Origin of the sequence: Paraburkholderia sp. RL17-380-BIE-A (genome assembly GCF_046028085.1) — a bacterium.
Classification (GTDB): domain Bacteria; phylum Pseudomonadota; class Gammaproteobacteria; order Burkholderiales; family Burkholderiaceae; genus Paraburkholderia.
On sequence record NZ_JARESQ010000001.1, the window covers coordinates 463,312 to 476,323 of the forward strand.

The 13,012-nt window shown below is 62.7% G+C and carries 11 protein-coding genes; all 11 read right to left on the reverse strand.

What is annotated here, in order from left to right; translation table 11 throughout:
- Positions 1-194: 194 nt before the first annotated feature.
- Positions 195-1,160 carry a nucleoside hydrolase gene (locus P0D68_RS02105; RefSeq protein WP_408300042.1) on the reverse strand — a complete coding sequence of 322 codons (966 nt, stop codon included), beginning with the start codon at positions 1,158-1,160 and terminating at the stop codon, positions 195-197.
- Complete coding sequence (locus P0D68_RS02110) at positions 1,157-1,546, reverse strand: cytidine deaminase (protein WP_091807039.1); 390 nt, start codon at positions 1,544-1,546, stop codon at positions 1,157-1,159. Before P0D68_RS02110 ends, P0D68_RS02105 begins: the two co-directional genes overlap by 4 nt.
- Positions 1,547-1,561: 15 nt before the next feature.
- Complete coding sequence (locus P0D68_RS02115) at positions 1,562-2,839, reverse strand: NupC/NupG family nucleoside CNT transporter (RefSeq protein ID WP_408300044.1); 1,278 nt, start codon at positions 2,837-2,839, stop codon at positions 1,562-1,564.
- A 192-nt stretch (positions 2,840-3,031) separates the two neighbouring features.
- Entirely contained in the window at positions 3,032-4,219 is a 1,188-nt protein-coding gene (locus P0D68_RS02120) for a thiolase family protein (protein WP_408300046.1), read from the reverse strand.
- Positions 4,220-4,265: 46 nt separating this feature from the next.
- Entirely contained in the window at positions 4,266-5,699 is a 1,434-nt protein-coding gene (locus tag P0D68_RS02125) for an efflux transporter outer membrane subunit (RefSeq protein ID WP_408300048.1), read from the reverse strand.
- Positions 5,700-5,709: 10 nt separating this feature from the next.
- Positions 5,710-7,281: a DHA2 family efflux MFS transporter permease subunit gene (locus P0D68_RS02130; protein WP_091809163.1), complete on the reverse strand. Its 1,572-nt coding sequence runs from the start codon at positions 7,279-7,281 to the stop codon at positions 5,710-5,712.
- Positions 7,282-7,288: 7 nt separating this feature from the next.
- The gene (locus P0D68_RS02135; protein ID WP_177205157.1) at positions 7,289-8,398 is read right to left on the reverse strand and encodes an HlyD family secretion protein; all 1,110 of its coding nucleotides are present in this window, start codon (positions 8,396-8,398) and stop codon (positions 7,289-7,291) included.
- Between the two features lie 91 nt (positions 8,399-8,489).
- Positions 8,490-8,906 carry a MarR family winged helix-turn-helix transcriptional regulator gene (locus P0D68_RS02140; protein WP_091807029.1) on the reverse strand — a complete coding sequence of 139 codons (417 nt, stop codon included), beginning with the start codon at positions 8,904-8,906 and terminating at the stop codon, positions 8,490-8,492.
- An 81-nt stretch (positions 8,907-8,987) separates the two neighbouring features.
- Positions 8,988-9,410, reverse strand: a complete 423-nt coding sequence (locus tag P0D68_RS02145; protein ID WP_091807027.1) for a MarR family winged helix-turn-helix transcriptional regulator — start codon at positions 9,408-9,410, stop codon at positions 8,988-8,990.
- A 185-nt stretch (positions 9,411-9,595) separates the two neighbouring features.
- Complete coding sequence (locus P0D68_RS02150; protein ID WP_408300051.1) at positions 9,596-10,900, reverse strand: TolC family outer membrane protein; 1,305 nt, start codon at positions 10,898-10,900, stop codon at positions 9,596-9,598.
- Positions 10,893-13,010, reverse strand: a complete 2,118-nt coding sequence (locus P0D68_RS02155; protein WP_408300053.1) for a peptidase domain-containing ABC transporter — start codon at positions 13,008-13,010, stop codon at positions 10,893-10,895. The genes P0D68_RS02150 and P0D68_RS02155 overlap by 8 nt, the downstream gene beginning before the upstream one ends.
- Positions 13,011-13,012: the final 2 nt, after the last annotated feature.

Here is a 13,012-nt window from a genome sequence, read left to right on the forward strand (position 1 = left end):
CGCGCCGCGCCGATGAGCGAGGGCTTCAGGGACGCTTATGCAGCGCGTGTGCAGAAATGTAGCAAAGATTGAAGATCGACATCGGCCACGATTGCCGGTGCGCAGCGTGTTGCATTGCACAGCGGCTTATGTCGGATCAATCCACGCGATGCCGCGCAGGCGCTGGATGTGTCGACTGTACGACAGCCGCCCGCTTAAAACGTGCCGCAAATGGTGCGCTCGTATAGCGCCAGCATGCCCGGCACATCCACATCCATGCACACCTTGCAGTCGGGCCGGCTATCCCAGGCCGGCGCGGGCACGGGCGTTGTCGACGGTTTCTGAATGGACTGACCTACCGCGATACCGTCCGTCAGCACACGCACCGGACCGCTGCGCGTCGTATAGAGATGCGGCGCCAATACATAGGCCACGGCCGACGAATCGTGCACATAGATGCCCGCAAGCTGGGCGCTCTGCTCGTGAAACGCCTCGTAATGCCGCGACACGTCCCACACGAACTGACCCGCCGCGCCGCCGCGAACGCGCAACGACGCCAGATAATCGTGGCTCATGATGGTGCGCTGCGTAACGTCGAGACCGACGATCGCCACCGGCCACGCCGCGCCGAGCACGATGTCGGCGGCATCCGGGTCGCCCAGAATGTTGGCCTCCGCTGCGGGCGTTACGTTGCCGAGCACGCCGTCCGTGCCGAACGCGCCGCCCATGATCACCACCTGTTTGACGAGCGAGGCGATCTGCGGATCGTCAGCGAGCGCGAGAGCGAGGTTGGTGAGCGGCCCCACCGCAAGCAGCGTCACCTCCCCAGGATGCGCGCGCACCGTGTCGATGATGAAGCGGTGCGCTGGGCGCGTGTCGAGTGCGGCCTGCTCCGCTGTATTCAACGCGATATTGCCGAGCCCGTTGTCGCCGTGAATCCATGCGAGCGGTTCGGGCGCGGCGCGCTTGAGCGGCGCTGCCGCGCCCTGCGCGACCGGCACGCCCTTGGCGAATCGCCCGGCGAGAAAGCGCGCGTTGCGCGTGGTCGTTTCGATCGTCGCGTTGCCGAATACACTCGTCAGGCCAAGCAGTTCGATATCCGGATGCAGCGCCTGAAACACGAGCGCCATGGCGTCGTCCACACCTGGGTCGGTGTCGTAGATAACTTTATGCCGGCTCATAGATAGAACGCGTCCGGCAATTGTTCACGCGCGGTCGTGTCGCGCGTCGCGCCATGCAAATTGCCGAGGCGAATCGGCAATTCAGGGCCGCCCAGTTCGATAATCACCTGGCGGCATGCGCCGCACGGCGCGATCGGGCCGTCCGTGTCGCCGATCACGGCGAGTGCCGCAAACTGGTCGCGCTGATAGCCCGCCGCAATGGCGCTAAAAAACGCGGTACGTTCGGCGCAATTGCACAAACCGTACGAGGCGTTTTCGACGTTGCAGCCGTCGAACACCTGGCCGTCCTGGGTCAGCAGCGCCGCGCCGACCTTGAACTTCGAATAAGGCGCATAGGCCTTTTCTCGCGCGGCACCCGCGCGCTCCAGCAGTTGTTCCATATTCATCCAGCAATCCTCGATTCAATTCAGCGTAATGAACATGCCCGCTATCGTGGCGCTCATCAGGTTCGAGAGCGTCGCGGCGAGCACGACACGCAGGCCGTAACGCGCGACTTCGGTACGGCGTTCGGGCGCGACGGCGCTAAAGCCGCCCGTCAGCACCGCGATCGACGAAAAGTTCGCAAAGCCGCACAACGCAAACGACAGGATAGCAATGGTACGCGGATCGAGCGCCTGCAGACCGGCCGCGGTCACGCTCGCGGCGTCTTTCAGATACGGCGACAGCGAAGCATAGGCGACGAACTCATTCAGAATGACCTTCTGCCCGAGGAAATTGCCGGCAATCGTGGCCTCGTTCCACGGCACGCCGATCAGATAGGCGAGCGGCGCGAATACGATGCCAAGCACCGATTGCATGGACAACTGCGGATGGCCGAACCAGCCGCCAATGCCGCCCACGATCCCGTTGAGCAACGCAATCAGCCCGACGAACGCGATCAGCATCGCGCCGACCATTACCGCGATCTTCAGGCCCACGGTCGCACCGGAACTCGCTGCTTCGATCACATTGGCGGGACGCTTCTCGTCGAAGTTGAGGTTGTCGAGATGAACCCGGCTCGCTTCGGTCGAGGGGTGGATGATCTTCGCGAACAGCAAGCCGCCCGGCACCGCCATGAATGAGGCGGCCAGCAGATACTCGATACGCACGCCGAGGCCCGCATACCCCGCCAGCACCGACCCGGCCACGGCCGCCATGCCGCTCGACATCACCGCGAACAATTCGGCGCCGGTCATGGCGCGCGTAAACGGTTTGACCACGGCGGGCATTTCGCTTTGACCGAGAAAGATGGTGGTGACGGCTGAAAACGATTCGAGCTTCGACACGCCGAGCAGTTTCTGAAACAGCGTGCCGAGCACGATCACGATCCAGCGCATCACGCCGATGTAGTACAGCACCGAAATCAGCGCGGTAACGAAGATGATGGCCGGCAGCACGCGCACGGCGAACACGAAGCCGCCGTCGCCGAACACCTGGAACATTTTCGACTGCACGAGGCCGCCGAACAGGAACTCGATTCCCGCGTTGCCGTAGCCCAGCACATGATTCACAGCGGACGCCGCGCCCGAGAGGATCGACTTGCCGACCGGGACGAAAAGAATGAACGCGCCGATTCCGATCTGCGCAAGCAGTGCGCTGCTTACGGTCCGTAAGCGGATAGCACGCCGGTTGGTGGAAAAGATAAAGGCAATGAGCAGCAGTACGGCAATACCAAGGATGTTTCGGACAATCAGTGCCATGTCTCATCGTGTTCTTGTGAAAGTGGCAACGATGCTAAACGAAACTGAACCCGGAGAAAAAACTTTAAATAGAGGCCCGCATCCTTTGCCGAAGAATCAGTCAAGATTGATGCGCCGCGCATCTGCGCGATGTCAGCAAGGTGCATCGAACTCGTTCGCACGCCGATGCACCCCGCTGTTATCGACTCGGCATCACAGCATTTCCAATGCCAGCGCGATCCCCTGTCCGCCGCCTATACACAGCGTCACGATGCCGCGTTTGAGGCCGTCGCGCCGCATTGAATGGAGCAGGCGCGTGGTCAGCACGGCGCCGGTCGCGCCGATCGGATGGCCATGCGCAATTGCGCCGCCTTGCACGTTGATCAGTTCGTCCGCAATGCCGAGTCTGCGCGCGACCGCGATCGGCACGGCGGCGAACGCCTCATTGATTTCGAAGCGCTCGACATCGTGCAGTTGCCACCCGGCTCGCGCCAACGCCATCTCTACCGCCGGCACGGGACCTAGGCCGAACATGCCGGGTTCCACCGCGGCGACGCCGTAGGCCGCAAGTCGCGCGAATGGCTCGATGCCGCGTGCTTCCGCGAAGCCGCGTTCGGCCACCAGCATCGCGGCCGCCCCGCTGTTCAAGCCGGGCGCGTTGCCTGCCGTAATCGTGCCATCCGGGCGAAATGCCGGACGCAGCTTCGCCAGTGTTTCCACGGTGGTGTCGGGGCGCGGCTGCTCATCGCGCGTGAAATGTTGTGGGCCTTTGCGCCCGGCTATTTCCACCGCGACCAGTTCGGCCTCGAAATCGCCGCGCGCCTGGCCTTGCGCAAATTGCTGCTGCGAACGCGCGGCCCAACGATCCTGGGTTTCGCGCGTGATATCGAATTGCGCGACGAGATCTTCGGTGTGCCAGCCGGAGTGCTCGCCCGAGAACGCGTCGTTCAGGCCGTCGCGCAACAGGCTGTCGTGGATTTGCGCGTTGCCCATGCGGTAGCCCCAGCGGCCGCCGTCGAGCAGATACGGCGCGCGGTCCATGTTCTCCATGCCACCGGCCACGGCGGCATCGCCGAGACCCAGCAGGATCTCCTGCGCTGCGGACGCGATCGCCTGAGCACCCGAGCCGCACACACGATTGACCGTCAACGCGGGCACGCTTACCGGCACGCCGCCGCCAATCGACGCCTGGCGCGCCGGATTCATCTTGTTGCCCGCCTGAATCACGTTACCCATCACGACCGATGCCAGCGTCGCCGCATCGAGCCCACTGCGCCGCAAGGTCTCTCGCACGGCGATTGCGCCGAGTTCGGTTGCAGGCACCTCTTTCAACGATCCGCCGAATGCGCCGATCGGCGTTCTCACCGGATTGCAGATCACTACTTCGCGCTGATTCGCCATTGCTTCTCTCCTGTTGGTTCAACACCTCATTGGTCACACGCGCGCATCAGTTATTCGCCGATACCGCGGTGACCGCGTCAGGCACATCCCAGCCGCCGCCGAGCGAGCGGTACAACGCGACCGCCGAGAGCGCATGCTCGCGCTTGGCCTGGTTCAACGATTCGGCGTCGCGCAGAAAGGCTTCCTGCGCCGCGAGCACATCTAGAAAGCTCGACGCGCCGCCCTTGTACAGTTCGGTGGATAGACGCAGCGCATGGTCCGACGCGTCCAGCGCGCCGCCAAGCCGTTGAACCTGCACTGCGCCGCTCACCAGATCGCTGCGGTTGTCCTCGATTTCCTTGAGGGCTTGCAACATGGTTTGCTGCAAACCGAGTTGCGATTCGCGCATGCGGCTTTCGCTCGCGTCGATATTCGCGGTAATGCGGCCTGCGTTGAAGATCGGACTCGTCGCGTTCAGGGCGGCGCTAAAAAGGTTGTCGGTCAGCGTGGGCAAGCCGAGATAGGACGAGGCCAGCAGGCCGTCGGCGAGATTGATCCTGAACTGCGGATAGCGCTGCGCTTTCGATACACCCACCTCCGCCGCGCGCTGCTCGACCGTCGCGTAAGCGGTGCGCACGTCGGGACGCTGCAACAGCGCTTGCGAGGGCAGCATCTGCGGCACGCTTTGCGCGGGCACCGGAATATCGCGTGCATTGGCGAGCAGCAACCCGTCCACGCTTTCCGGCGTGCGCCCCGAATACACCGCGATCAGACTCAACTCGTGCTGCACCGCCGATTGCACGCGCGGAATCTGCGCCTGCAAATCTTGCAACTGGTTCTGCGCGCGTGCGACATCCAATTGTGTCGACAGCCCGTAATGCAGACGCTGCTGTGTGAGCTTCAATGCGCGCGCGCGAATCTGCTCGTTGTCGCTCAGAATCTGCAATTGCGATTGTGCCCAGCGCAGGTCGATATACGCTGCGGCGGTATTCGCCGCGAGCGCGAGGCGCACCTCGTTCAGAGCCGCCTGGCGTCCGGACACCTGCGCCTGCGCCGCGAGCACGGCGAGACGTTCGCCACCGAATACGTCGGGCGTCCAACTGGCCGTCAGGCCGACACCGGCCTGACGCACGTACCCGAGCGGCGGCGGCGTGTTCTGACGCGAGTCGGAGGCAGTCGCGCTCGCATTCAACTCGGGCAGCAAGGCCGCGCGGTCTTGCGTCGCCAGATCCTGCGCCTGCTTGACGCGCTCCACTGCCGCCTGCACGTCGAGGTTGCCGGTCAACACGGTTTCGACCAGTTGATGCATGACAGGGTCGCCGAATTGCGCCCACCACGCGTTTGCGCTCACGCTGTCTTGCGGCGCTTCGACATTCCACGCAGCGGGCGCAACGGTCTTCACGGTCTGCGGCAAATCCGCGTGCGTTTCCGGTTGCACCGCGCACGCTGCAATCGTCAGCATTGCGGCGCTCGCCAGTACTTTGAGAAGGATCGGTTTCATGGTGAATTCCTCAGTGAGCGTCGGGCGGCGGCGCGGAGTTGCCGAACGGGCGCGAAAACAGCACGCTCAGCAGGCCGACCAGGAAGCACAGCGACAGGGCGAAAAAGGTGTCGGAGAACGTGAGCACGAGTGCTTCGCGCAACAGCAGCGCGTGCAGTTCGCCGAGCCCGGCGTTTGCCGCATTCAGCACGTTGCCCCCCACTGCCGCGAAGTGCGCGCTCTGCTGCTGCAAGATTGACTCGACCACCGGACGGCCTACGTTCAGATGCTCGTCGAGCCGCTCGTAGTGCAGGTTCAGGCGGTCGTTGAGCATCGTGCTGCTCACCGCAATGCCGATCGCGCCGCCGAGGTTGCGCATCAGATTGAACAGGCCGCTGGCGGAACGAAGCCGCGACATCGGCAATGAACCCAGCGCCATCGTCACGATGGGCGGAATGCAGAACTGCTGGCCGATGCCTCGCAACGCCTGCGGGATCAGCAACTCCTGCCAGCCCCACTGATTGGTCAGCGGCACATACAGATAACAGCCGACACCGAACAGCACCAGCCCGAACACCAGCAGCACGCGCATATCGACAAAGCGCGCGACCACCGAGTACGCCACCATCGCGACCAATTGGAAACAGCCTACCGACAGCAACGCCACGCCGATCTGCAACGAATCAAACCCGCGTACACGCGATAAAAACACCGGCGTCAGGAACACCGCGCAGAAAATCCCGATCCCGGTGATGAACGACAGCAGACTGCCTATGCCGAAGTTGCGGATCGCCAATGCGCGCAAATCGACGATCGGCTCTTTCGCGGTGAACGCATGCACGATGAACAGGAATCCACAGATCGCCGCCACCCATGTACACGTGAGGATCAGGTCGTCGCCGAACCAGTTTTTGCGCGGTCCTTCCTCCAGCACGTATTCAAGGCAACCGAGAAACCCGGACATCAGAAGAATGCCGAGGTAGTCGCCTTTTTTCAGCAACGACAGATCGACCTCGTCGAAGTGCACGTATTTCGGCACCATCACCGTGACGACGGCGCCGGGCACGAGGTTCAGATAGAACAGCCAGTGCCACGACCATTGCGACGTGATCCAGCCGCCGATCACCGGGCCGATGGTCGGCGCGAGCGTGGCGAGCGCGCTAATGGTGGTGGATGCAATCAGTCGCTGCTTGCCGGGAAACAGCACGAACGCCGTAGTGAACACGGTCGGGATCATCGCTGCACCGAGCGCGCCCTGCAAACCGCGGAACAGGATCATCGAATTGATGTCCCACGCGAGACCGCACAACATGCTGGTGATCGTGAAGCCGAGCGCGGAAAACGCGAACACCCAACGCGTCGAGAACACGCGGGTCAGCCAGCCGGACATCGGAATAACGAGAATTTCAGCAATCAGATACGACGTCTGCACCCACGAGAGTTCGTCCTGGCTCGCGGACAAACCGCCGCCGATATCCTTGAGCGACGACGCCACGATCTGAATATCGAGCGTCGCCATGAAGAACCCGAGACACATCAACGTGAACGCCGCCACTTTGGTGCGTGTCGGCAGGTCGGCGGGGTTGGCGAGAACTTGAGTCATGATCGGCTCATCCGCGCGCCGGCGTATTGCCGACCGGAGCGGCATCGACATGCACTTTCACGGTTGCCGAGAGGCCCGGGCGCAGCACGCCTTGCATGTCCTTCGGCGCTTCGAGCCGCACGCGCACCGGCACACGCTGCACGATCTTCGTGAAGTTGCCCGTGGCGTTTTCGGCGGGCAGTACGCTGAAGGTCGCACCGGTGGCCGGCGCCAGACTTTCCACGACGCCGTGAATGCGCTTGCTCGACGCATCGAGATCGACGTCGACGCTGTCGCCGACGCGCATTTTCTTCAACTGGTCCTCCTTGAAATTGGCGTCGATCCAGAGTCCGCTCGAAGGCACCACGGTCAGCAGCGACACGCCGGTGTTCGCCAGCAGGCCGACTCGCGCGGTGCGATTGCCGACATAACCGTCGATCGGCGAGCGAATCGTCGTGTACTCCACGTTCAGGGCCGCCACACGCTGGGCCGCCTGCGCCGTGGCGATGCGCGCCTCGGCGTCGCCGATCTGCGCGTCGAGCACGGCAATCTGGCGTTGCGCCGCGATCAGCGCGGCGCCGCTGCGATCGACCGCGGCGCGTGCTTTGGTCAGATCGGCATCCGCGCGTTCGACGACCTGATTCGATACCGCCTCGTCCTTCACCAGTTCGCGGTAACGCGTCTGGTCCGCGGCGCTGCGGGTCAATTCGGCGCCGGACGCGCGGACTTCCGCGGCCTGCTCGTTGATGGTGGCGAGCTGCAAGGATTTCTTCGCCTGCAGTTCGGTCACCGCGGCTTGCGCGCTCTGCACTTCCGCCGTGGCCTGCGCGAGCCGCGCGTCGTAATCGCGTGAGTCGAGCCGGATCAGCACGTCGTTCGCGTGGACGAACTGGTTGTCATGCACGAGCACGTCCGTGACGAAACCGTTCACCTTCGGCGCCATTACCGTGACATCTCCGCCCACGTATGCATCGTCCGTCGTTTCGACGAAGCGGCCGGCGAAGAACCAATACGACGCAGCAAGCGCCAGCACCACGAGGACCGTGATAATCGCGAGCAACATCCACGGAATACGCCGTGCCGGTTTGGCGGTCTGCGCCGCGCTCGGCGGGGCGATAGTCGCTGGAGTAGTGGACATGATGTCGATATGTGCGTATGCACTCGTTAAGGTGAAAAAAACGGCGCTTGGATTGCGCCGGTGGGCCGGTGCCGCACTCGCGGCCTTGGATTCAATCCCGAGTCATGGCGAACAGCTCGCTACGCAGAGCGGCCGCGCGCCGCTCGCCAAAACGATGCTCGAATTCCGCCTGCGCGGCATACCAATGTTCACGGCCTGCCTTCAACCGCTCTTCCCCTGCGGCTGTCAGCGTGATCGTCAGCGCCCGCGCGTCGGCGCCGAGTGCCTCGCTCGACACCAGACCGTTGCGGCGCAGCGGCTGAATCGTGCGAACCAGCGTCGTACGTTCCATGCGCATGGCCTCGGCCATTTGCCTCATCGTCATGGGGCCGGTGCGTTTGAGCCGTCCCAGCAGCGAAAACTGCGTAATGGTTAGTCCAACATTCGCCAGGTGCCGGTCGTAGATCTGTGAGACATATCGTGCAGCCTGGCGGATGGCAAAGCAGTCGTCGTCGATTAGGCCTTCCATTGCGGCACTTCCTCGTTTGTGAGTGCGTATGCACATAAGCAGGCGCGCTAAAGCTCGTATCAACGAGCGCGTGCGCCTCAACTATCCTGTGATGCTGAACAACTCGGCGCGCAACGTTTTGGCACGCGCATGGCCGAACTTCGTTTCAAACTCTTCCTGCGCCGCACGCCACGCAATGGCGGCCTGGTCGAACGTCGCTTCGCCCTTGTCCGTCAGGCTGAACAGCAACGTGCGGCCGTCATGCTCCGCCGATTCGGCTACTACCAGCCCCTCGCGCTGCAAAGGCTTCATGGCGCGGACCAACGTGGTGCGTTCCATCACCATGGCATCCGCCAGATCCACCATGGGCAGATTCGGCGTACGCGCGAGTTTGGCGAGAATCGTGAACTGCGCAGCCGTCAGGCCAACGGCACCGAGATGCCGCTCATAGATTTGCGTGACGTGGCGCGCCGCCTGGCGCAGCGCGAAACAGTTGCATTCGTCGTAAGAGAGAGGACGGTTCATGAAGGGCAGTCTATATGTGCATACGCACAGAGTCAAGTTTAGCTGGATTGAACACTGTGTTGCACAATCCGGTCAACCACGGCTTCCTAGGCGTGTGCCTGCCCGGCGTGGGTTGAATTGTCGATGCAAGCCTCATGGCATGCGCTCGTGCAGTGAGGCTTGTCTCGTGTCGAGGCCGTTCGGGTTCAGCGCACCAGCATGTCGTTGATCTGGACCACGTCGGTGATACTCAGCGCGGCCGTGTCGCCCTTGAGTTGCATCAACGCGACGATGGCGCTATAGCGGGCGGCCAGCAAATCGCGTTGCGAGGAATACTGCGCATCGATCGCTCTGAGGACGTCGCTGGCTGTTCGACTACCCACCCGGAAGCCGACCCGAGTCGCCGCCAGCACCTCTCGCGATGACGCCACGAGATGCGTGAGCAGATCGATTCGCGTGCGCCCATATTGATAGCGGCTGTAATCGTCACGCGCCGCCGCCTCGGCGTCACGCGAGGCGCCTGCAAGACCCTCTTGCGCCTTGTCTTCCAGAGCAGATGACGCCTTTACCTTTGCCTGCGTCTCACCGCCGGAAAAAACCGGTATCGAGATGGCGAGCATGCCTGTGGTTGTCGTCGTGGGACGCGAGTAGCCGGATGCCGCGCCCGCCGGGGTATAGCTTCCGGTCAGGTAAACAGACGGCAGATGCGCCGAGGTGGCCTTGCTCACCTCCATTCTGGCAATCTGCCAATCCAGTTGCTTCAATTGGACCTCAAACGCGTGATCTTTCGCCTGGCCGGCCCACGCGTCGATGTCCTCAGGCTGCAGGCGCGGCATGGGCAACGAGTCAGGCAATCGCGCGAGCGTCTCGAACGGCACGCCCGTGGCTTGCTCGAACGCCCGGCGCCTGGCTGCCAGCGTATTTTCAGCATCCATCTGTTCGAGCGCCACCTTCTCGCGCGCGGTCTGGGCGTCGCGCAGATCGATCAGCGTCGCTTCCCCACCGGCTTTACTCCGGTTGATCAATTGAAGTTGCTGATCGACCGCGCTTGCGTATTCGCTGACGCGCCGCAGTTCGTCCTCGGCAACCAGCGCTTCAAAATACACGCGCACGGCCCGCAGAATCGCGGCCTGTTGCGCAGCGTTCAATTCGACCGTGCCGCGCGCTTCGACATAATCCGCCTGCTTGTAGGTGCTCCACTTCGTCCAGTCGAATAATGGCTGCGCAATATTGATGGTCCATCCCGACTGCCAGTATGTGGTCTTCGGAAAACCATCGGCCGCTATGCTGTTATAAGTGCGTCCCCAACCCGCCGAAATCTGCGGCAGCAGGCCGGCGCGCGCCTGGGGAACGGCCTGCTGTGCCGCCGCGTAGCCGGCGCGTGCCTGCGCAAGGGTGGAGTCGCGGCCTAGCGTCTGTTGCGTGACCGTGAGAAGGTCCGTTGCGAACGCGGGGCTCGCAATGGCGCACGACAGGCTGACGGCCAGGCGCGCGAGGCGGAACTCAAACATAGGTCGGCTCCGGCAAACGATGCGCGTGATCAGGTGTCTCGGGCACCAGCGCGCCGTCCATCAGCCGATATCGAACATCGAACGCGGCGGCGAGGGACCGGTCGTGTGTAATCACTACAACCGTGCAGGTCAGCCTGCGCAGCAAGGCGGCCACGTGCTGCACCGAAGCCGGATCGAGATTGGACGTCGGCTCGTCGAGCAGCAGCAGACTGCGGCCCTGATAGAGCGCGCGCGCCAACAGCAATCGTTGCCGCTGGCCCGCCGAAATGTTCGCAATCGTGTCGCTAATCACCGTGCGTGTGCGCATCGGCAGGCGCATGACGTCCTGCAACAAGCCGACGTCTTCGAGGAGCGCATGCACGCGATCTTCGTCAATACTCGCAGCAAACAACGTGATGTTTTCGGCGATCGAGCCGTGCAGAATCAGGTCCCCCTGACGCATGTGCGCGGCATGCCGCCGAATCTCGTCGACCGTCAGATTGGGCCACGCAATGCCGTTGAGCGCGATCTGGCCTTCCTGGAGCGGCTCGGCGGCCGCCAACAGTTTGAACAACGTCGATTTTCCGGCGCCCGAAGGCCCCGTAATGGCAATCTTGTCGCCGTGCCGGATATCGATACTCACATCGCGTAGCACCGGCTGGTCGGACACGCCGTAGCGAAACGTGACATGGCGCACTTCAATACGCTCGAACATGCGTATCTCGGTCACACGATTGCAGTCGGCAAGCGGCGTGTAGCGCTCTTCTTCACACTCGACGATGTCCGCCACCCGCGCGGTCGGCACACTCAGCATGAAATACGCAAACGCACCATTGACGGCGTGGGCAAGACGCTCGGACATCAGCGACTTGTAGATCAGAAACGAATAGAACACGCCCACGGATACCGTGCCGGCCAGCATCAGCCGCGCGGCAAACCAGGTGATCGCAATCGTGTCCGCATACTGGACCAACTTGAGGATGGCGTCGCGAGCGCTGGTCAGCCGGTTACTCGTCAGCAGCGCCGCGACATATTCCTTGTACTTGATCATGAAGAGCGCCGTGCGGCGCGTTTCGCCCTGAGCAAGCTTGATCAGGCTCGCTGCCCGGATCGTCTCGATCAACGCATCGTCGCAGCGTGCCGACGTCTCGAGCACGAGCGCATGGTTGTCCCGCATGCGGGCGAACATGCCCAGTGCGACCGCAAGATAGACGATGAACATGCCGAGAGCGACGGCCGTCAGCATCCGGCTTTGCACGAGCATCAGCGCGAGTGCGAGCGTCCCCACAGCGATATCGATGCACATTGCCGTCACGGTTCGGGTCGCATGCACGCTGATCTCGTCCTGCGCCTTGATGCGCGCAAAAATGTCGCCGACGTGGCGCTTCTCGAACCACGACATCGGATTGCGCAACAGATGACCGAGCAAGCCTTCGGTCATGTTGATTTGCGTAAGCTGATGCAGCAATTCGACGAGACGAGTCTCCACGTACTGGCTGAGCGCACCGACCGCGAAGATGCCGGCAAACGTCAGAACAAGCACGCTCAGCAGATTGATGTTGTCCGCCGAGACCACATAATCGAGCACGAGGTTGCCGAGATAGGGCATGGCGAGGATCGCGAACTGGCTGCCCAGTGCGACGAACAGCACTTTCGCCAGTTGCTTGCGCAGTGCGGGGTTCAACGCCCGTACGCGGGCAAGCGCGCCGGGCACCTGCGACTTCGCGCGAATGCGCGGCATGGAAGGCGTAGCGGAACATTCGAGCAGATAGCCCGACACACTCGCCACGAAAGTATCCATGGAGACGCGCCGCCGGCCGCTGGCTGGATCGACAACCTGAACATAGCCATGCCCGCATTTCTCGAACACCACGAAATGCGCACCGCCAAAGTGAAGAATCGACCCTCGCTTGACCGAGGGCAGATCCGCCACGTCGAACCGGTAAGCCTGCACGGCGAGGCCGAATTCGGTCGCCACGTCGTACAGGTCCATCAAGGACAGACCGTTCGCCGAGATCGGCCTGAAGGCGGACAATTCGCGCACCTCGGTTGCGCGGCCAAGATGCGAGAGCACCATTGCCAGGCAGGCATAGCCGCATTCCGCGACTTCGTTCTGATAAATCGTTCGCACTG